At 64.3% G+C, this 18,902-nt stretch carries 20 protein-coding genes and 1 pseudogene; 19 read left to right on the top strand and 2 right to left on the bottom strand.

The features are described 5' to 3' along the window. Positions 1-14: 14 nt before the first annotated feature. On the top strand, positions 15-1,082 hold the full coding sequence (sppA, locus tag HBJ55_RS20760) for a signal peptide peptidase SppA (protein WP_167119698.1): 1,068 nt from the start codon (positions 15-17) through the stop codon (positions 1,080-1,082). Here the strand turns inward: sppA and HBJ55_RS20755 are convergent. After that, on the bottom strand, positions 1,067-1,663 hold the full coding sequence (locus tag HBJ55_RS20755) for a Maf family protein (protein WP_167119695.1): 597 nt from the start codon (positions 1,661-1,663) through the stop codon (positions 1,067-1,069). The two genes, sppA and HBJ55_RS20755, sit on opposite strands and share 16 nt — an antisense overlap. A 117-nt stretch (positions 1,664-1,780) precedes the next feature. On the opposite strand from HBJ55_RS20755, the gene HBJ55_RS20750 reads away from it, so the two are divergent. The 17 genes from HBJ55_RS20750 to HBJ55_RS20670 all read left to right on the top strand — a co-directional run bounded on the left by HBJ55_RS20750 (position 1,781) and on the right by HBJ55_RS20670 (position 16,700). Next, positions 1,781-2,308: a YceD family protein gene (locus tag HBJ55_RS20750; protein ID WP_167119692.1), complete on the top strand. Its 528-nt coding sequence runs from the start codon at positions 1,781-1,783 to the stop codon at positions 2,306-2,308. 31 nt (positions 2,309-2,339) lie between these two features. Next, positions 2,340-2,510 (top strand): 50S ribosomal protein L32, encoded by a 171-nt coding sequence (gene rpmF / locus HBJ55_RS20745; protein ID WP_021820795.1) that lies wholly within the window; start codon positions 2,340-2,342, stop codon positions 2,508-2,510. A gap of 35 nt (positions 2,511-2,545) precedes the next feature. Continuing rightward, positions 2,546-3,583 carry a phosphate acyltransferase PlsX gene (gene plsX / locus HBJ55_RS20740; protein WP_167119689.1) on the top strand — a complete coding sequence of 346 codons (1,038 nt, stop codon included), beginning with the start codon at positions 2,546-2,548 and terminating at the stop codon, positions 3,581-3,583. Between the two features lie 5 nt (positions 3,584-3,588). Further along, complete coding sequence (gene fabD, locus HBJ55_RS20735; RefSeq protein WP_167119686.1) at positions 3,589-4,542, top strand: ACP S-malonyltransferase; 954 nt, start codon at positions 3,589-3,591, stop codon at positions 4,540-4,542. 71 nt (positions 4,543-4,613) lie between these two features. After that, on the top strand, positions 4,614-5,357 hold the full coding sequence (fabG, locus tag HBJ55_RS20730; protein WP_167119683.1) for a 3-oxoacyl-ACP reductase FabG: 744 nt from the start codon (positions 4,614-4,616) through the stop codon (positions 5,355-5,357). A gap of 122 nt (positions 5,358-5,479) precedes the next feature. Beyond that, on the top strand, positions 5,480-5,713 hold the full coding sequence (acpP, locus tag HBJ55_RS20725) for an acyl carrier protein (RefSeq protein WP_008956801.1): 234 nt from the start codon (positions 5,480-5,482) through the stop codon (positions 5,711-5,713). Positions 5,714-5,903: 190 nt separating this feature from the next. Next, a complete protein-coding gene (gene fabF, locus HBJ55_RS20720; RefSeq protein ID WP_422674224.1) occupies positions 5,904-7,145 on the top strand; it encodes a beta-ketoacyl-ACP synthase II in 1,242 nt (413 codons plus the stop codon). An 8-nt stretch (positions 7,146-7,153) separates the two neighbouring features. Next, on the top strand, positions 7,154-7,975 hold the full coding sequence (gene pabC / locus HBJ55_RS20715) for an aminodeoxychorismate lyase (protein ID WP_167119678.1): 822 nt from the start codon (positions 7,154-7,156) through the stop codon (positions 7,973-7,975). A 93-nt stretch (positions 7,976-8,068) separates the two neighbouring features. Further along, entirely contained in the window at positions 8,069-9,073 is a 1,005-nt protein-coding gene (mltG, locus tag HBJ55_RS20710) for an endolytic transglycosylase MltG (RefSeq protein ID WP_167119675.1), read from the top strand. Between the two features lie 24 nt (positions 9,074-9,097). Next, on the top strand, positions 9,098-9,751 hold the full coding sequence (tmk, locus tag HBJ55_RS20705) for a dTMP kinase (protein WP_167119672.1): 654 nt from the start codon (positions 9,098-9,100) through the stop codon (positions 9,749-9,751). After that, positions 9,748-10,743: a DNA polymerase III subunit delta' gene (locus tag HBJ55_RS20700; protein ID WP_422674223.1), complete on the top strand. Its 996-nt coding sequence runs from the start codon at positions 9,748-9,750 to the stop codon at positions 10,741-10,743. Before tmk ends, HBJ55_RS20700 begins: the two co-directional genes overlap by 4 nt. Before the next feature lie 24 nt (positions 10,744-10,767). Beyond that, on the top strand, positions 10,768-11,103 hold the full coding sequence (locus HBJ55_RS20695; protein ID WP_167119666.1) for a PilZ domain-containing protein: 336 nt from the start codon (positions 10,768-10,770) through the stop codon (positions 11,101-11,103). Between the two features lie 50 nt (positions 11,104-11,153). Next, positions 11,154-11,999 (top strand): TatD family hydrolase, encoded by an 846-nt coding sequence (locus HBJ55_RS20690; protein ID WP_167119663.1) that lies wholly within the window; start codon positions 11,154-11,156, stop codon positions 11,997-11,999. A 33-nt stretch (positions 12,000-12,032) separates the two neighbouring features. Next, positions 12,033-12,587: a DUF1285 domain-containing protein gene (locus HBJ55_RS20685; protein ID WP_167119660.1), complete on the top strand. Its 555-nt coding sequence runs from the start codon at positions 12,033-12,035 to the stop codon at positions 12,585-12,587. Beyond that, a complete protein-coding gene (locus HBJ55_RS20680; protein WP_167119657.1) occupies positions 12,584-14,815 on the top strand; it encodes a UvrD-helicase domain-containing protein in 2,232 nt (743 codons plus the stop codon). The genes HBJ55_RS20685 and HBJ55_RS20680 overlap by 4 nt, the downstream gene beginning before the upstream one ends. After that, positions 14,812-15,633 (top strand): sulfurtransferase, encoded by an 822-nt coding sequence (locus HBJ55_RS20675; protein WP_167119654.1) that lies wholly within the window; start codon positions 14,812-14,814, stop codon positions 15,631-15,633. Before HBJ55_RS20680 ends, HBJ55_RS20675 begins: the two co-directional genes overlap by 4 nt. 89 nt (positions 15,634-15,722) lie before the next feature. Beyond that, positions 15,723-16,700: a Gfo/Idh/MocA family oxidoreductase gene (locus HBJ55_RS20670; RefSeq protein ID WP_167119651.1), complete on the top strand. Its 978-nt coding sequence runs from the start codon at positions 15,723-15,725 to the stop codon at positions 16,698-16,700. Between the two features lie 88 nt (positions 16,701-16,788). On the opposite strand, the gene HBJ55_RS20665 is transcribed toward HBJ55_RS20670, so the two are convergent. After that, positions 16,789-18,459 (bottom strand): electron transfer flavoprotein-ubiquinone oxidoreductase, encoded by a 1,671-nt coding sequence (locus HBJ55_RS20665; protein WP_167119648.1) that lies wholly within the window; start codon positions 18,457-18,459, stop codon positions 16,789-16,791. A 345-nt stretch (positions 18,460-18,804) separates the two neighbouring features. Here HBJ55_RS20665 and HBJ55_RS20660 point away from each other — a divergent pair. Then, a pseudogene (locus tag HBJ55_RS20660) lies at positions 18,805-18,902 on the top strand (electron transfer flavoprotein subunit beta/FixA family protein); the annotation flags it as partial.

Here is an 18,902-nt window from a genome sequence, read left to right as displayed (position 1 = left end):
AGGAAGGCGACCTGATGAGCGATGATAAGCGTGAAGACCGCTGGACCGAAGGGCCGGAGTTGACCCCCGAGGAGGCGCGCCGGGCGCAGAGCGAGCAGCCGGCATCGTCAGCGGAGAGCGCCGAAGCGCTGCGTGAGCGTCGGCGCTTGGCGCAGCAGGAGATGCTCGACCGCTGGATAGATGGGGTGCTGGTCGAGCAGCGCCGTTCGCGGCGCTGGAAGCTGTTCTTCCGCTTCCTCTTTGCCGCCTTGATCCTGGCCTCGTTGGTGGCCACCTTCTATAGCCTGTTCGGCGACCCGGTCCGTGAGCCGGAGCGCCAGCATCTGGGGGTGGTCACGGTGCGCGGGGTGATCGACAGCGAGTCGCCGGCCAGCGCCGAGCGCATCATCGAAGGGCTGAACCGTGCCTGGGAGGCGGCCAACGCTGCTGCCGTGGTGCTGCACATCGACAGTCCAGGGGGGAGCCCGGTGCAGTCTCAGCGCGTCTACAACGAGATCCTGCGCCTGCGCGAGGAGGGCGACAAGCCCATCATCGCGGTCATCGAGGACGTGGGCGCCAGCGGTGCCTACTACATGGCAGCGGCGGCTGACGAGATCGTCGCGGCGCCGGCGAGCCTGGTGGGCTCGATCGGCGTCATTTTCGCCAGCTTCGGTTTCGAGGAGGCGATAGAGCGCCTCGGCATCGAGCGGCGCATCTACGTCAGCGGCGAGAACAAGGGGTTCCTCGACCCTTTCTCACCGATAGCACCGGAGGAGCGTGAATTCTGGCAGACGGTGATGGATACCACTCACAGCCAATTCATCGAGGCCGTGCGCCAGGGGCGCGGCGACCGCCTGGCCGATGACGAGCGGCTCTTCACCGGCCTGATCTGGAGCGGCGAGCAGGCGCTGGAGCTGGGCCTGATCGATGGCATCAGCAGCCTCGATGCCCTGAGCCGTGATCTGTTCGGCGAAGTGCGGCTGCACGACTACACGCCGCGACTGGACCCCTTCGAGCGGTTGAGCCGCCAGTTCGGTCGAGTAGCCGCCGAATGGGTGGGTGTGCCATCCAGCCGCTCCCCGGTGCGTTACCAGCTGCCCTGATCCCCTAGCGGGTCGAGGCCAGCTTCGCGCAGCAGCGCGCACAGCCGGATCAACGGCAGGCCGATCAGCGTGTTGGGATCGTCGCCCTCGAGCTTTTCGAACAGGGCGATGCCGAGCCCCTCCATGCGGAAGCTGCCGGCGCTATCCAGGGGTTGCTCGCGCTCGACGTAACGGGCTATCTCACTGTCGGTGAGACGGCGGAAGAGAGCGTCGTAGCGTTCGTGGCAGACCCAGTGGCGTGCGTTGCGGGTGTCGATCAGTGCCAGGCCGGTGAGAAAGGTCACCCGGTGGCCGGAGAAGCGCGCCAGCTGTATCCGGGCCGTGGCCGCATCACCAGGCTTGCCGAGGATGTCGCCGTCGAACACGGCGACCTGATCCGAGCCGATCACCAGGTGCTCCGGGTGCGCCTCGGCGACACGGCTGGCCTTGGCCAGTGCCAGTCGGTGCACCAGTGCTTCGGGCGTCTCGCCGGGGAGCGGCGTCTCGTCGATGTCGGGGCTGGCCCAGGCATAGGGCAGCCCCAGCCGGTCGAGGAGCTGGCGGCGCCAGCGGGAGCCTGAAGCGAGAACGAGTCGAGGCATGGTGCGCTCCTGGGGTGTGCGAAAAAGTGTCATCGGAGATTCAAATGAGCGGGCATTGTAACTTGTTGAGAAGGCGACTTTGACAGGGGCATGGGGAGTGCCTATCATTGCGCGCCTATGTTGACCTCACGACTTCCCAATAGGGTCGAGCCTTACCGGCTTGCCGCCCGCAGCGAAAGCCTCTCCGGCCTGATGGCGCTCGACCAGTTCGAGCGTCTGGCCGAGCAGGTGGGCGCGCAGACAGGTGACTGTCAGGTATGGCTCGATTTCGGTATCGACGCCCAGGGCCGCCGCGAGATCCGCGGTCGTGTCGAAGCTGAGCTGCAGCTGCCTTGCCGGCGCTGCCTCGAGCCCATGGCGCAGCATGTCGAGAGCGAGTTCCTGCTGGGCATGGTCTCGAGCGATGCGCTGGCGGCAGAGCTGCCGAGCACCCATGAGCCGGTGCTGGTGGAAAACGAACAGCTGAACCTGCTGGAGGTGATCGAGGATGAACTGATCCTCAGTCTGCCCCAGGTGGTTTACCACGACGAGGCGCATTGCCGTGTCTCGCGCGACCAGCTGAGCAGCGGCGAGGAGGCCGAATCGAGCGAGCCGACTCCCGCTAGTCCTTTCGAGGTGCTGCGTCACCTCAAGGGCAAATCCTGATTGTTTATCGTCTCACTTCGGAGTGACACCCATGGCAGTTCAACAGAATCGTAAGACTCGTTCCAAGCGCGGCATGCGTCGCAGCCACGACGCCTTGAGCGCACCGACCCTGTCCCAGGACAAGGAAACCGGTACCACTCACCTGCGTCATCACGTCTCTCCGGACGGTTTCTACCGTGGTCGCAAGGTGGTCGACGCCTGAGTCGACCCACTGTCGATGACCATCGGCACCTGAACGTGCGGATTGCCATCGATGCGATGGGCGGCGACGCCGGTCCCGCTGTCGCCGTCCACGGTGCGGCTGCTGCAGTCCAGGCATGCCCAGGGCTGGAGGTCGATCTGTTCGGCCCGGGCGACCAGCTGTCAAACGAGCTCGAGAATCTGCCGCGGCATCTCGCCGCGGCCGGTTCGCATCTGTCCGTCCATCATGCGCCGGGTCTGATTCGCCAGAACCAGAGACCCTCCGATGCGCTGCGGCGTGGCGGCGAGACGAGCATGGCGCTGATGCTTGCCCACGTGGCCAACCGCAATGCTGCGGCGGGTGTCAGTGCCGGCAATACCGGTGCCCTGATGGCTCTGGCTCGGCGCGCGTTAGGCACCGTGGCGGACATCCCGCGCCCGGCCATCTGCACTGCCATCCCGACCCGTAGCGACGGGCGCTGCTACCTGCTGGACCTCGGCGCCAACGTCGATGTCACCGCAGGGCGGTTGGTGGATTTCGCCCGCATGGGGGAAGTCATGGCGCGCCACGTGGATGGACTCGCCGCACCCAGGGTGGCGCTGCTCAATGTGGGCAGTGAGGGCACCAAGGGTAGTGAGGCGGTGCGCCAAGCGGATGCGCTGCTGAGGGCAATGGGCTCGCTGAACTATATCGGCTTCATCGAAGGGGACGGAATATTTGCCGGCTCCGCCGATGTGGTGGTGTGTGATGGTTTCGTTGGCAATGCGGTACTCAAGGCCAGCGAAGGATTGGCGCGCATGCTGATCGAGCGGGTTCAGTTGACCTTTGAGTCGCACTGGAGCAGCCGTCTGGTCGGCATGTTGGCAAGGCCGGCGCTACGTCGGTTGAAGAATGAACTCGATCCGGTGCGCTACAATGGCGCCAGCCTGCTGGGGCTCGATGGCATCGTGATCAAGAGTCACGGCAGTGCCGATGCCACTGGCTTTTCCTATGCTGTGTCGCGGGCCGTGCAGGAGGTCAGGCGTGGCTTGCCGGCGCGACTCGCCGTGGAGCTGGATGCCCGTTGTGGCAGCACTCAACAAGAGCAATGGTGAACGACATGACTCAACCCCTTGCCCTCGTCTTTCCCGGGCAAGGCTCCCAGCAGGTGGGTATGCTGCGGGAGCTGGCGGAACGCTACAGCGTCGTGCGGACGACCTTCGAAGAAGCCGCCGATGCGTTGGGCTACGACCTGTGGAAAGTGGTCCAGGAGGGGCCCGACGAGGCTCTGAACGCTACCGCCTGTACTCAACCGGCGCTGCTGACGGCCAGCGTTGCCATCTGGCGGGTATGGCAGGAGCTGGAGGGCCCTCGCCCCGGCGCCATGGCGGGGCATAGCCTGGGCGAATACAGTGCCATGGTATGTGCCGGCGTCATGGGTTTCGCCGATGGCGTTCGCCTGGTGCGCTTGCGTGGCGAGGCGATGCAGGAGGCGGTCCCGGTCGGTCGGGGCGGCATGGCGGCCATCCTCGGGCTCGAGGCTGCCACCGTTGAAACGGCCTGCGCCGAGGCAGCGCAGAATGAGGTCGTGGCGGCGGTGAACTACAATGCCCCGGGGCAGGTGGTGATCGCTGGCGACAAGTCCGCCGTGGAGCGCGCCATCGCCCTGTGCCAGCAGGCAGGGGCCAAGCGCGCCATGCCGTTGCCGGTCTCGGTACCTTCGCACTGTGCTCTGATGCGACCGGCCGCCGAGCGGCTCAAGACCGCCATGGCCGAACTCGACATGCGTCCGCCGCGCTATACCGTTTACCAGAACGTGGACGCCCAGGCCCATGCCGATGTCGAGACATTACGTACGCGCCTGGTCGAACAGCTCTACCAGCCGGTGCGCTGGACCTCATGCGTCGAAGCGATGGAGGCGGCGGGTGCCTCTGTGTTCATCGAATGCGGGCCGGGCAAGGTGCTTACCGGCCTCGGCAAGCGCATCGCCAAGGGCAGCAAGGGGCTGGCGGTCAATGACCCCGACAGTCTTGAGGCAGCGCTTGGCCTGGCACGCGAGGCGGTCGGTCAGTAAGGCACGGCCAGCCCATACAAGGAGGGGCATCGAGCCCCAGGACCAAACAGCATTCGGAGCGGGAACAGGTTATGTCCAGCGAACGCAGAATCGCCTTGGTGACCGGTGCCAGCCGTGGCATTGGCCAGGCCATTGCCCATGAGCTTGGCCGACAGGGGCGCGTAGTGATCGGTACCGCCACCACCGAATCAGGGGCGGCCAGGATCGATGAAGACCTGCGTGCCAACGGCATCGAAGGTGCCGGCAGGGCACTCGACGTGACCGATCAGGCCAGTGTCGACGCACTGGTCAAGGCCGTCACCGAGGAGTTTGGCGCACCCACCATTCTGGTCAACAATGCCGGCATCACGCGTGACAATCTGCTGATGCGCATGAAAGAAGACGAATGGGATGCGGTGCTCGACACCAACCTCAAGTCGGTCTATCGGGTCACCAAGGCGTGCCTGCGCGGCATGACCCGAGCCCGTTTCGGTCGTATCGTCAGCATCAGTTCAGTCGTAGCGACCATGGGCAATCTCGGCCAGACCAACTATGCTGCCGCCAAGGCGGGCATGGAAGGCTTCACTCGCGCTCTGGCGCGTGAGGTGGCATCGAGGGCGATCACCGTCAACGCCGTGGCACCTGGCTTCATTGCCACCGACATGACGCGGGCACTGCCCGAGGAGCAGCACCAGGCACTGTTGACCCAGATTCCGCTGGCGCGTCTTGGTGAGCCCGACGAGATCGCGGCTGCCGTCGGTTTCCTGGCGAGCGAGGGCGCCGGTTACATCACCGGCGAGACGTTGCAGGTCAACGGCGGCATGAACATGCGTTGAAGCCCCTGCGGGTCGGTGGTTGCGCCGACAGGGGGGCGTCTATAAACTACCCCGCAGCTTGAGTTTGCGGACCAAACGGCTGGTCATCTGAACGGCTAACTTGAACGACTGGAGTACGTATAATGAGCACCATCGAAGAGCGCGTGAAGAAGGTTGTGGCCGAGCGCCTGAATGTCAAGGAAGAGGATATCCAGAATAGCTCCTCCTTCACCGAGGACCTTGGCGCTGATTCCCTGGATACCGTCGAGCTGGTCATGGCGCTCGAAGAGGAATTCGATACCGAAATTCCCGATGAAGAAGCCGAGAAGATTACCACCGTTCAGGAAGCCATCGATTACGTCAACGCCCATCAGTAAGGGCGCGGTCGTCACCGCTTGCTGAGTGAAGGGTTCCGTTGAGGGCCCTTGAAAAGCCGTCCTGAGTGCCAGGGCGGCTTTTTGCTTTGTATCGAGACCGTGGCTGCCCATGCAAGGAGCATGTCCGGTATAATGCGCGCAATGACGGTCTGGGAGAAGGGCCGTGTCATCAAGGTTGTCTGGAGGATTTCTGATGGCTCGTAGAGTTGTGGTGACCGGGCTGGGGCTGGTCACGCCGGTGGGCAATACCGTCGAAGAGAGCTGGGAAAATATCCTGGCCGGCAACAGCGGTATTGCGCCCATCGAGCATTTCGATGCTACCGGCTTCAACACTCGCTTCGGCGGTTCGGTCAAGAACTTCGACATCAGCCCGTACCTGAACCCGAAAGATGCGCGCAAAATGGATCTGTTCATCCAGTACGGAGTGGCAGCGGGAGCGCAGGCCATCAAGGATGCCGGTATCGAGTGCAGCGAGGAGAACGCCGAGCGTATCGGTGTCGCCATCGGTTCCGGTATCGGTGGGCTGCCGATGATCGAGCAGAACCACAATGCTCTCCACAAGGGCGGTGCGCGCCGTATCTCGCCGTTCTTCGTACCCGGATCGATCATCAACATGATTTCCGGCAACCTGGCCATCCAGCATGGCTTCCGTGGCCCCAATATCGCCATCACCACCGCTTGTACTACCGGCACTCACAACATCGGCTACAGCGCACGCACCATTGCCTACGGCGATGCCGACGTGATGATCTGCGGTGGCGCCGAAATGGCCACCACGCCGCTGGGCCTGGGCGGGTTTTCCGCAGCGCGGGCGTTGTCGACCCGCAACGACGATCCTCAGGCCGCCAGTCGCCCCTGGGACCGCGACCGCGACGGCTTCGTGCTGTCGGACGGCGCGGGCGTCCTGGTGCTCGAGGAGTACGAGCACGCCAAGGCGCGTGGCGCGCGCATCTACGCCGAGTTGACCGGTTTCGGCATGAGCGACGATGCCTACCACATGACCGCACCGCCCGAGGACGGCAACGGGGCGGCGCTGTCCATGCGTAACGCCATACGCGATGCGGGCCTGGATACGTCGAAGGTCGACTACATCAATGCTCATGGCACTTCGACTCCGGCCGGAGATCTGGCCGAGACCCGTGCGGTGAAAAAGGTGCTGGGCGAGGACGCCTCTTCCGTGGCGGTGAGTTCCACCAAGTCGATGATCGGTCATCTGCTGGGTGCTGCCGGCGCCGTCGAGGCGGTCTTCTGCATTCTGGCAATTCGGGATCAGGTGGCACCGCCGACCATCAACCTGGACAACCCCCAGGAAGGCTGCGATCTCGACTACGTGCCGCATACTGCGCGTGAGATGAAGATCGACGTGGCGCTATCCAATTCATTTGGCTTCGGTGGCACCAACGGTACCCTGGTGTTTTCCCGGCTGCGCTGAGCCTTTTGATGACCCGGCCGCTGGTGCAAGCACAGATTCCGGTCGACGATCGTGGCCTGGCCTATGGCGACGGGCTGTTCGAGACCGTGCTGGTGCGTGATGGCGAACCCTTGCTATGGCCGCAACACATGGCCCGGTTGGCAAGAGGGTGTCGCGTGCTGGGGATTCCCATGCCGGCTAGCGACGAACTCGATGGCCTGCCGGCCCTGGCGGGGCCGGGACTACAGGTGCTCAAACTGGTGCTGACCCGTGGCAGCGGCGGTCGCGGCTACCTTCCTTCACCATCGGCCACGCCGCGCTTGCTGTGGCAGTTGTCCTGCTTCAAGCCCCAGGCCCAGCGGTGGGAGGCGGGCGTGCGGGTGCGGCATTGTCACTTGCGACTGGGCAGCCAGCCTCTGCTTGCGGGAATCAAGCACCTCAATCGGCTCGAGAACGTGCTGGCGCGCAGTGAGTGGAATGACCACGAGGTAGCTGAAGGGCTGCTGTGCGACAGCCAGGGGAACCTGATCGAAGCCACCTGCATGAACCTTTTCTGGCAGCGCCAGGGGCGGCTCGAAACACCGCGGCTCGACGGTTGCGGTGTGGCAGGTACGCTGCGAGCTGGCCTGATGGAACGTCTGTCGATCACGGAAGTCAGCACAGGACCGGAGGTGCTGATGGAAGCCGAGGCCGTGTGGCTCGGCAACTCCCTTCAAGGGCTCTGGCCCGTCGAACGCCTGGATACCGCCGATGGCGTCTTACAGCGACGTTGGACGCTGGTCGATCTTCATCGCAGCGTTCAGCGGGAAGCCCATGAGCTGTTGGGATACCCGACAGACTTCGGAAATTGAGCCGTGCGGGCCGAACTTGGCCAGGCGAACTTCGCCGGCTTGTTTCCGCAGGCTGAAGGTAGTGGGCAATGAATAGGGCAACGAGGAAAGCGCATGCTGCGTTTGGTTAAGTTTCTGGTGGTGCTGGCCGTCTTGGCGGCCGTGGCGGTGTTCGCCGGCTATCGCTATTGGGAGAGCCGGCTCGACGCCCCCCTCTCGGTGGAGGAGGAAACCCTTTACGAAGTACCGCGTGGGGCGGGGTACAACCGGGTAATCGGGGACCTCGATGCGCGCGGTGTGATCGAGGACGAGTGGGCGTTTCGTCTGTTGACGCGAGTCGAACCCGATACGATTCCGCAGTTGCGAGCCGGCGAGTACATGCTCGAGCCGGGCATGAGCGGGCGTGAACTGATCGAGCTGCTCGGCAGCGACCGGGTCGTCACCTATCCACTGACCATTCCGGAGGGCTGGAACTTCCGCCAGATGCGTGCCCGTCTCGATGCCGCGCCCAAGCTCGAGAGCCGCACCGCAGACCTCAGCGACGAAGAGATCATGGCGCTGATCGACCGCGAAGGGCGCCATCCCGAGGGCTGGTTCTTCCCCGACACCTATCGCTACCACAAGGGCATGAGCGACGTCGACATCCTGCGTCAGGCATTGGCACGCATGGAGCAGGTGCTGGACGAGGTTTGGGAGACTCGCAGTGACGACCTACCCATCGAGACGCCCTATGAGGCGCTGATCATGGCTTCGCTGATCGAGCGTGAAACCGGAGCTCCCGAGGAACGTCGCGAGATTGCCGGTGTCTTCATGCGTCGCCTGGAACGCGGCATGCGCCTGCAGACCGACCCGACCGTGATCTATGGCATGGGCGAGCGCTACGAGGGTCGCATCACCCGCGCCGACCTGCAGGAATCGACCCCGTACAACACCTATACCATCGACGGCATGCCACCGACGCCCATCGCCATGCCGGGGCGCGCCTCGCTCGAAGCCGCCGTCGATCCGCTGCCCGGCGAGACGCTCTACTTCGTCTCGCGGGGCGACGGTACGCACCACTTCTCGCGTACGCTGCGCGAACACAACAATGCCGTGAACCGCTACATTCGCAACCGTTGAGCGGCCGGACGCACAGGAGCCCCGATGCAACAGCGTGGACGATTCATCACCCTGGAAGGCGGCGAGGGAGTCGGCAAATCGACCAACCTGGCTTGGGTGGCCCAGTGGCTGGTGGCGCGCGGCGTCGAGGTAGTGCGCACTCGGGAGCCGGGCGGCACACCGCGGGCCGAAGCCATTCGTGAGCTGCTACTCTCGCCGCAGGCCGACGAACCGTTCGCCGACGATGCCGAATTGCTGCTGGTGTTCGCCGCTCGAGCCCAGCATTTGGCGCAGCGCATTCGCCCAGCGTTGGAACGGGGCGCCTGGGTACTCTGCGATCGTTTTACCGATGCCACCTTCGCCTACCAGGGCGGTGGGCGTGGTATCGATCCGGGCCGCATCGCCGAGCTGGAACGCTTCGTTCAGCAGGGGCTAGAGCCCGACCTGACGCTGCTGTTCGACATGCCGGTGGAGGCGGCTCAGCGGCGCCTGCAGGGCCGCTTAGCCGCTAGCGGCGACACTCGTGACCGCTTCGAACAGGAGCACGCGGCCTTCTTCGAGGCCGTGCGGCGAGCCTACCTGGCCCGGGCCGGCGCGGCGCCCCGGCGGGTGGCGGTCATCGATGCCGATGCCCCCTTGGAAACCGTGCAGGCGCGCCTTGCGGCATGCCTGGAAGAGCGGGTCGGGGCATGGCTGTGAGCGAGTCCTCCCTGCCGAATCCGCTACCCTGGCAGGAGCCGCTGTGGCGTCAGTTCCTGACGCTGTACCGTGGTGCTCGGCTGCCTCATGCGCTGTTGCTCTCAGGGCCGCATGGCGTCGGCAAGCAGCGCTTCGCCGAAGCTCTGATCGGCTATCTGCTGTGTACCTCTCCGGGCGAAGTGGCCTGCGGCCATTGCCACGGCTGTCGCATGCTGGCGTCCGGCTATCATCCCGACCTGCTGCGCGTCTCGCCGGAAGAGGGCAAGCGGCAGATCCGCATCGACCCCATCCGCGAGGTCAATGCCTTCGTTGCCCAGACCGCCCAACAGGGCGGCTACCGCGTGATCGTGCTATCGCCGGCCGAGGCGATGAACGTGGCGGCTGCCAACGCGCTGCTCAAGAGCCTTGAGGAGCCGGGGGAGCGGACCCAGTTCGTGTTGCTGGCGGACGTTCCCTCGCGCATGCTGGCCACCATACGCTCGCGCTGCCAGCACTGGAGCCTGCCGTTACCGCAACCCGAACAGAGCCTGGAATGGCTGGCGAAACAACTGGGCGGTCGCGACGAAGCCGCGTTCTGGTACCAGGTCTCGGGTGGGTTGCCGCTGCTGGCGGCCGAGCTGGCCACCCCCGAATCCAGGGCGCTGCGCAAGCAACTGCATGAGACCTTCGATGCCCTGGTGCGCGGTGCCGAGCCGGTGGCGGAGGCGGCCCGCCTCGACCGACAGTCCCTGGAGTCGATCCTGTGGTACGGTATTGCCTGGCTCGAGGATCTCATCCGCCTGGGCTTGTCGGGTGAAACCGAAGAAGTACGCAACCCCGACCTGTTGCCGCTCTACCGCCAGGCGGTCAAGAACGCCCGGGTGCAAGACTGGTTCCGGCTGCTGGACTTCGCCCGTGAGCAGCGTCGTCTGCTGGCCGCGGGTGGCAATCCCAACCCTCAGCTGGTTCTCGAGGCCTGGCTGGTACGCTGGTCGACCCTGCTGCGTTCCTGAAGCAGGGCGAAGGGAGGAGAATTCATGGCACCGCAGAAGGCCCTGTCACTGACGATACAGGACGAGCAGACGCTGCTCTCCGCCTATATGCCGCTGCTGGAACGGGGCGGCATCTTCGTGCCCACCCGCGAGCGCTACGAACTGGGCCAGGAAGTCTATCTATTGTTGACCTTACCCGGCGAAAGCGAGCGGGTACCGGTGACCGGCCAGGTCGTCTGGGTCTCGCCCGATGGCGTGGCGGGGAGGCGAGTGCCGGGTATCGGCATCCACTTCAGCCCTGAGGACCAGGCCGTGCGCGGCCGTATCGAGGCCTTGCTGGCAGGCCAGCTGGACAAAGGCGCCCCGACCTATACCCTGTGAATGGAAAGCACTGCCGTTCCGGGCCATTCAACCGACGAGTTTTACCCTGCATGTTTGTCGATTCCCATTGTCACCTCGACCGCCTCGATCCGACGACTCACGATGGCAGCCTCTCCGCCGCCCTGGAGGCGGCCCGGGCACGCGACGTTCGCCAGTTCCTTGCCATTGCGGTGACCCTCGAGGACGTGCCGAGCCTGGCCGGGATCGCCCGTGAGCACGCCGACGTGGCGATCTCTGCCGGCGTGCACCCCATGCATTTACTGGAGCGCGAGCCCGACCTCGAGCTTATCAAGGAGACGGCGGAGCGCTTCGGTGCCGTGGCCATCGGCGAGTGCGGGTTGGATTATCATTATCTCGACAAGACGCCCGAGCACGTGCCGTCGCGGGAAGTACAACGCGAGCGCTTCAGGCGGCAGCTGGTTGCCGCTACCGAGCTCGAGCTGCCGGTGATCGTGCATACCCGCGATGCCCGCGAGGACACCCTGGCACTGATTCGTGAACACAGTGATCCGGCCATCGGCGGGGTGTTGCACTGTTTTACCGAAGACCTCGAGATGGCACGGGAGGCGGTTGGTCACGGCTTCTACATCTCGCTGTCGGGCATCGTCACTTTTCGTAATGCCGAGAGCCTGCGCGAGGTGGCGCGCCGTGTGCCTCTCGACCGGCTGCTGATCGAGACCGACAGCCCCTACCTGGCGCCGGTGCCGCATCGCGGCAAACCCAACGAGCCAGCCTGGGTGGTGGAAGTGGCCCAGTGCATCGCCCGCGAGCGTGGTATCAGCGTCGACGAGGTAGCCATGCAGACCACGGCCAACTTCTACCAGCTGTTTCGCCATGCCGCTCCGGAGGTATCTGACGAAACCCGCGATGTCCTGGCCCGGGCCGGCCTGGTGTAGCCAGGGGGAAAATTTCATGTCGGAGGGACAAGCATGAACCTGGACCCACTGCTCAACCACGTCGAGCCCGATGGGGTCATTCCTCCGGTGGACCGCTGGCAGCCGACCCAGGCCGGGGAGATGGACCTGGAAATTGCCGCCGACGGGCGTTGGTTCCACGAAGGCAGCGAAATGACGCGTTCCCGCCTGGTCAGGCTGCTTTCGACGCTGCTGCGACGTGAACACGACGGCCAGTATTATCTGGTCACCCCGGTGGAGAAGCAGCGTATCCATGTGGTCGATTGCCCCTTCGTCGTGGTCGATGCCGAGCAGGACACGGCAGGGGATTGGTGGCTCACTACCAATGCCGGCGACCGCTTGCGGTTGGACGACGAGCATCGGCTGCGGCTAAGTGACACGCCGGACGGCACGCAGGTGCCCGAGGTGCCGGTGCGCTTTGGCCTCTCGGCCCGTCTGGGTCGCAACGTCTTCTACCGCCTGGTGGACTGTGCCGAACAGCGCCAGGAGGATGGCGGAGTGATCGAACTCGGCTTGACCAGCGCAGGCGTATGGCAGCCGCTGGGCAATTTGCCCGCCGAGGCTCCGTGAGGCTGACCGGCGAGCAGCGTGCCGTTGTCGAGCACGGTGTCGGTCATGCCCGGGTAGCTGCCGTGGCGGGTGCCGGCAAGACGACCACCCTGGTCGCGCGCGTGCTGCATCTGCTCGCGCGCGGGGTCCCGGCGAACCGGATCCTGGTGCTGATGTTCAATCGCTCGGCGCGCGAGGACTTCCAGCGTCGGCTCGTCGAGATGGCACCCGTGGGCCAGCGCCTGCCGGACGTGCGTACCTTCCATTCGCTGGGACATCGCCTGACCGTGAGCCTGACCCGCTGGGGTGCACTGGCACCGCGTCGACTGATCGCCGCCGACTGGCAGGTGGAGCGGCTGCTGCGCCAGGCAACCCTCGACGTACTGGAGGATGGCGACCGGCGCGAGATGGCGTTAGAGGCCGATACCTTGGAGGCGCTGGCGCATTTCTGCGGCTTGGTGAAGGCCGAAATGGTGCCGGCGGCCACGCTCCTGGAACGGCTCGACTACGACGAGGGCAGCGAGCACTTCGCCGAGGCGTTCATGCGGCTCGAGGCGCTGCTGGCCGAGCATGGCCTGATGACCTATTCGGACCTGCTGTTTCGACCCTTGCGCGCGCTGGAGGCGGATGCCGGTCTGGCCCGGCGGGTCCAGGGCTTTCTCGACCAGGCGATCGTCGACGAGTACCAGGACATCAACCAGGCCCAACTGCGCCTGCTGGCGATACTCGCCGGAGCCGACGCCGACGTGATGGCAGTAGGGGACGCCAACCAGTGCATCTACGAGTGGCGGGGGGCCCATCCCGATACCATGCGCGAGCATTTCACCGCGACTTTCGGTGCGGCCACTGATTACCCGCTCTCCACTACCTTCCGCCACGGCCACTCGCTGGCATTGTTGGCCAATCATGCCATCGCCGCCAATCGGCGGCGGCCCGACCAGCTATGCCTGGCCGCCCCCGGCAATCCGCGCACCGAACTGGCCGTCGAACAGGGGCGAGCGGCGTTACTGGCTACTCTCGACCGCTGGAAGCATGCCGGGCGAACCTTGGGCGAGGCGTGCCTGCTGGTGCGAAGCTGGGCGCTGTCGGTGCCCGTTCAGCTGCAGCTGCTGCAAGCCGGCATCCCGTTTCGCCTCTCCCGCGAGGATCGCTTCGTCTTTCGTCTGCCGCTGGTGCAGGCGCTCGCCGGCTACCTGCGCCTGGCGCGAACCCCAACCCTGCTGCACGACCCGGCACATCTCCTGCGCTTGCTGGAGCAGCCCACACCGTTCGTCGCCCGTGAGCGCCTCGTCGCCTTGGCCCAGCGGCTGGCGCAGACGCAGCACTACCCTGATCGGGACGATCCCTTGCTGGCCGGCCTCAAACCCATGCAACGCCGCAACCTGAAGCGGCGCTGGACGCTACTATGTGAACTTCCCCGTCTCGGCAACTGGGCGCCGGCACGCCTGTTGACGCATGTGATCGACTCCCTGGATGCCGAAAAGGTACTCAAGCGTGCCGCCGCACGTCGCGAGAAAGGCGAAGAGGATGTGCGCCTGCTCGACGTGCTCGTCGAACAGGCGGGGGAGACCCGTGACATCGACGCCTTCATCGAGCTGCTCGAACGCCCCGTCGAGAACCATGCCGACGGGCTGCTGATCACCACCGTACATGGCGCCAAGGGATTGGAGTGGCCGCTGGTGGTAGTTGCGGGGGCCAATGAAGAGGATTTTCCCCACTACAGCCGCGACAATCCGCTGTCGCCCGAGCGTCTGGAAGAGGAGCGACGACTGTTTTACGTCGCCGTGACCCGCGCACGTGAGCGCCTGCTGCTGCTGCATGACGGTGGCGACCATCGTCCCAGCCGTTTCCTTGCCGAGACGGCATGGGAGGATTGCCGCCAAGTCGCGGCACGATTGTCGGGTTCGGTTGAGGGCAGCGCTTCTCTGATGGTGGCTTCGCCTGAGCTGATTTCGCGCTACCTTGCCGCAGTGGGCCATGCGGGAGTCGAGCTGGCGCAACGTTCGCCAGCGGTTGCCGAGCCGAGCGCGACCTATGCAGCACAGCCGTATCGGCCAGGACAGTGGTTGCGCCATGCGGTATTCGGTGAGGGCGAGGTCGTGGTCGTGGAGGGCGACCCCGCAGATCCGGTAATCGAGGTAAACTTCAAGCAGGCCGGGCGGCGCCGTCTGCTGGCCTGCCGAGCTCCCATCGAGCTGTTTGCCAGCGAGAGGGCGCTTACCGAGCTTGCCCAAGGAGAACGCGCATGAGCCTAGTGCTGATCACTGCCGCCGAGTTGGCCGAGTCGCTGCAGGGACAAAATCCACCGAGAGTTCTCGATTGCCGTGCGCGGTTGGGCGATAGCGCAGCCGGTCATCGCCTCTGGGAAGCCGGGCACGTCCCCGGTAGCCTGCATCTCGATCTTGATCGCGACCTTGCGGCAGAGCCCGGTGAAGGCGGCCGCCACCCATTGCCGCTGTCCGGTGCCTTTGCTGCCACGCTGCAGCAGCTCGGGATCACGCCTACCGTTCCTGTCGTGGTGCTGGACGACATGGGCGGTCAACTGGCCGCAGCCCGGGCCTGGTGGATGCTGGCCGTGTGGGCAGGACATCCTAATGTCCGCGTACTCGACGGAGGGCTGCGCGCCTGGCAGGAGGAGGGCGGCGAGCTCGTGCTGGGGCAGGAAGTACGGCCCGAGCCGAGCCGCTGGCAGCCGAGCTTCGATGACAGGGCGCTCATGAGCGCAGACGAAGTCTTCTCGGGGCGGGAGCTCAAGGTCGATGCTCGTAGCGAAGAGCGTTTTCGCGGTGTGGCCGAGCCCATCGATCCGGTAGCCGGGCACATTCCCGGTGCGGTGTGTCGACCCAGTGCTGCCAACCTGACCGAAGCTGGACGCTTCAAAGCGTCCGAGACGCTGGATGCCGAGCTTCCCCATGGCGAGGCCATCGTGGCCTACTGCGGCTCAGGCGTGACCGCCTGCCACAACATTCTGGCTTATGCCATTGCCGGTCGCGCCATGCCCCGGCTCTTCCCTGGGTCGTGGAGCGAATGGGTTCGTGACCCGTCGAGACCGGTGGCACGAGGCTGACTGAGCTAGGCTTGGATTAACCGGGAGCGACCTTTAGGTCAGCCGAAGGTCAGGGAGAAAGGCGGTCAAGGGAACCGAGGGAGAAAACGATGAATTTTGCCCTCATAGGAGCTGCCGGATACATCGCGCCTCGTCACATGCAGGCTATCAAGGAGACGGGACACACCTTGGTGGCGGCTTATGATATCAACGACTCGGTAGGCATTATCGATTCCATCTCGACCGATTGTGCTTTTTTCACTGAGTTCGAGAGCTTCATGGAGCATGCTTGGCGGCTCAGGCGACAGAAGGGGAAGGGGATCGACTACTGGGTGGTTTGTTCCCCCAACCACTTGCACAGTGCGCACATCACCGCCGGGCTGTACCTGGGCTGCGACGTGATCTGCGAGAAACCGCTGGTGTCGATGCCGGTTCAGCTCGATGAGCTTCGCTGTATCGAGCGAGAGACCGGGCATCGCGTATACAGCATCATGCAGCTACGCCACCACCCAGCCATACATGAACTGCGCGACAAGGTGCTGGCCGAGCGGCGCGAGGGCCGATACGAGGTCGAACTGACCTATATCACGGTACGCGGGCCCTGGTACCTGGCCAGTTGGAAGGGCGATCCACGCAAATCGTTCGGCGTGATGGCAGAGATAGGCATTCACTTCTTCGACATGCTGCACCTCATCTTCGGCGAGTTGCAGAAGCAGGTACTGCACTATCACGACGAGCACAAGGCCGCCGGTTTTCTCGAATACGAAAAGGCGCGGGTGCGCTGGTTTCTCTCCATCGACGCCGAGGACCTGCCCGAGCGCATGGGCGGCCAGCACTCCACCTACCGCAGCATCACCTGCGACGGAGAAGAGTTCGAATTCTCCAGCGGCTTCACGGATCTGCATACCGTCAGTTATCGCGAGATTCTGGCCGGCCGCGGCTTCGGTATCGAGGCCGTGCGACACTGCCTTGAAACCGTGTATGAGCTGGGGGTGTTAACCCCGGAGGTGCCGCGTGCGGATGAAGCGCACTCTCAGCTGTCTCGGCTGGTGTCGGTATCTTCCCAAGCGACCGCCGGGCGCAGCTGAGAGAAGGCCATCGGGCTGTGCCTGCCGAATTTTTCTGTAGAACGACGCAGGGCGTGCCATTGGCACGCCCTGCGTCTGCTTGCCAACGTTACATGTTCGGGTAGTTGGGACCGCCGCCGCCCTCCGGCGCCACCCATTTGATGTTCTGCGCCGGATCCTTGATGTCGCAGGTCTTGCAGTGCACGCAGTTTTGGAAGTTGATCTGGAAGCGTGGCTTGCCGTCGTCGTCTTCCACTATCTCGTAGACCCCGGCCGGGCAGTAGCGCTGAGCCGGCTCGGCGTACTTCGGCAGGTTCTCCTGGACGGGAATTTCCGGATCCTTCAGCTTCAGATGGCTCGGCTGGTCCTCCTCATGGTTGGTGTTCGATAAAAATACCGAAGAGAGCTTGTCGAAGGAGAGCTTGCCGTCGGGCTTGGGGTAGTCGATTTTCTCGAATTTGTCGGCCGGCTCAAGGGCGGCGTGGTCCGGCGTGGTGTCGTGCAGGTTGGGCAGTTTTCCGCCAAGCAGCTGGTTGACGAAATTGTAGGCCCCGCCGCCCACGGTGCCGTACTTATGCAGCGCCGGGCCGAAGCTGGCGGTCTCCTTGAGCTCGGCGTAGGCCCAGCTCTGCTCCCACTTCTGGCTGAAAGCGGTCAGCTCGCGTCCGCCCTCGTCACCATCGGCGAGTGCCTCGAACACCGTCTCGGCAGCCACCAGGCCGGATTTCATGGCGGTGTGCAGGCCCTTGATCTTGGCGAAGTTCAGTGTGCCTGCATCGCAGCCGATCAGCAGGCCGCCGGGGAAGGTCATCTTCGGCAGGCAGTTGAGGCCGCCCTTGGTGATGGCTCGTGCCCCATAGGCCACGCGCTTGCCACCCTCGAGGTGCTTGGCCAGCACCGGGTGATGCTTCATGCGCTGGAACTCGTCGAAGGGCGAGAGCCAGGGGTTCTTGTAGGAGAGGTCCATGATCAGGCCGACCACCACCTGATGGTTCTCGGCATGATAGAGGAACCAGCCGCCATGGGTGTCGTTGGCCAGCGGCCAGCCCGAGCCGTGCAGCACCAGGCCCGGCTCGTGCTTCTCGGCGGGGATGTCCCACAATTCCTTGAGACCAATGCCATAGTGCTGGGGGTCCTTGCCCTCGTCGAGCTTGAAGCGCGAGATCAGCGCCTTGCCCAGGTGGCCGCGGGCGCCCTCGGCAAACAGCGTGTACTTGGCGCGCAGTTCCATGCCCGGCATGTAGCTGTCCTTGGGCGTACCGTCGGCGGCCACGCCCATGTCGCCGATGAGAATGCCGCGCACGGTGCTGTCATCGTCGTGAATCACGTCCTGGGCAGCAAAACCGGGGAATACCTCGACGCCGAGCCCCTCGGCCTGTTCGGCCAGCCAGCGGCAAAGGTTGCCGGCGCTGATCACGTAGCGCTTCATGTCGCCGCCGGTGTTGTGCATGCTCTTCGGCACCAAAGCGTTGGGAAGCTTCTGGGCTTTTTCGGCATTCTTGAGCAGATAGACTTCATCGCGGGTCGCGGGGGTGGTCAGCGGGGCGCCGCGCTCTTCCCAATCGGGGAACAGCTCTTGCAGGGCGCGAGGCTCGAAGACGGCCCCAGAAAGAATATGGGCGCCTACCTCGGAGCCTTTCTCCACCACGCACACCGTCAGCTCCTGGCCCGCCTCATTGGCCTGTTGCATCAGGCGGCAGGCAGCTGACAGCCCCGAGGGGCCGGCGCCGACGATCACTACGTCGAAGTCCATCGAATCGCGTTCTACTTGCTCAGACATGCCAGTCGCTCCTCCCTCGGCTTCGGCGTCGGAACCGTGCCACCAACGTCGAAGAAAAATAAAACGGTCGTTTGCTTCTCGATATTCTACATGATAGGCATAATAAACGACTCAGGACACCCCTACGATGGCAATGTAGGATGACACCGCACTACCAGGGATTGTTGCCACCAGCCGGGCTGTGGCAAATTGGCAAGGTTTTTTGGTTTGATGTCTATCAAACGCTTGCATGAAACATAAAGGAATACCAACCGGTTCTAAGGGATCGTTGACCTTCCTTGAAGGTGCTGGGCGTCAGCGAGTCCAAAACCAGACGGTTCACCCATCGAACCAAGCGAGGACACCATGAAAGTACTCGTCGCGGTCAAACGCGTCATCGACTACAACGTCAAGATCCGCGTCAAGGCGGATCACTCCGACGTCGACCTCACCAACGTCAAGAT

This window comes from Billgrantia bachuensis (assembly GCF_011742165.1).
Classification (GTDB): domain Bacteria; phylum Pseudomonadota; class Gammaproteobacteria; order Pseudomonadales; family Halomonadaceae; genus Halomonas; species Halomonas bachuensis.
This window is presented reverse-complemented; position numbering and strand designations above follow the sequence as displayed.

Bases quoted from the DNA above. Each gene is read 5' to 3' on its own strand.
- sppA (WP_167119698.1), top strand. From the start codon at position 15: ATGAGCGATGATAAGCGTGAAGACCGCTGGACCGAAGGGCCGGAGTTG.
- HBJ55_RS20755 (WP_167119695.1), bottom strand. From the start codon at position 1,663: ATGCCTCGACTCGTTCTCGCTTCAGGCTCCCGCTGGCGCCGCCAGCTC.
- HBJ55_RS20750 (WP_167119692.1), top strand. From the start codon at position 1,781: ATGTTGACCTCACGACTTCCCAATAGGGTCGAGCCTTACCGGCTTGCC.
- rpmF (WP_021820795.1), top strand. From the start codon at position 2,340: ATGGCAGTTCAACAGAATCGTAAGACTCGTTCCAAGCGCGGCATGCGT.
- fabD (WP_167119686.1), top strand. From the start codon at position 3,589: ATGACTCAACCCCTTGCCCTCGTCTTTCCCGGGCAAGGCTCCCAGCAG.
- fabG (WP_167119683.1), top strand. From the start codon at position 4,614: ATGTCCAGCGAACGCAGAATCGCCTTGGTGACCGGTGCCAGCCGTGGC.
- acpP (WP_008956801.1), top strand. From the start codon at position 5,480: ATGAGCACCATCGAAGAGCGCGTGAAGAAGGTTGTGGCCGAGCGCCTG.
- pabC (WP_167119678.1), top strand. From the start codon at position 7,154: ATGACCCGGCCGCTGGTGCAAGCACAGATTCCGGTCGACGATCGTGGC.
- mltG (WP_167119675.1), top strand. From the start codon at position 8,069: ATGCTGCGTTTGGTTAAGTTTCTGGTGGTGCTGGCCGTCTTGGCGGCC.
- tmk (WP_167119672.1), top strand. From the start codon at position 9,098: ATGCAACAGCGTGGACGATTCATCACCCTGGAAGGCGGCGAGGGAGTC.
- HBJ55_RS20695 (WP_167119666.1), top strand. From the start codon at position 10,768: ATGGCACCGCAGAAGGCCCTGTCACTGACGATACAGGACGAGCAGACG.
- HBJ55_RS20690 (WP_167119663.1), top strand. From the start codon at position 11,154: ATGTTTGTCGATTCCCATTGTCACCTCGACCGCCTCGATCCGACGACT.
- HBJ55_RS20685 (WP_167119660.1), top strand. From the start codon at position 12,033: ATGAACCTGGACCCACTGCTCAACCACGTCGAGCCCGATGGGGTCATT.
- HBJ55_RS20675 (WP_167119654.1), top strand. From the start codon at position 14,812: ATGAGCCTAGTGCTGATCACTGCCGCCGAGTTGGCCGAGTCGCTGCAG.
- HBJ55_RS20670 (WP_167119651.1), top strand. From the start codon at position 15,723: ATGAATTTTGCCCTCATAGGAGCTGCCGGATACATCGCGCCTCGTCAC.
- HBJ55_RS20665 (WP_167119648.1), bottom strand. From the start codon at position 18,459: ATGTCTGAGCAAGTAGAACGCGATTCGATGGACTTCGACGTAGTGATC.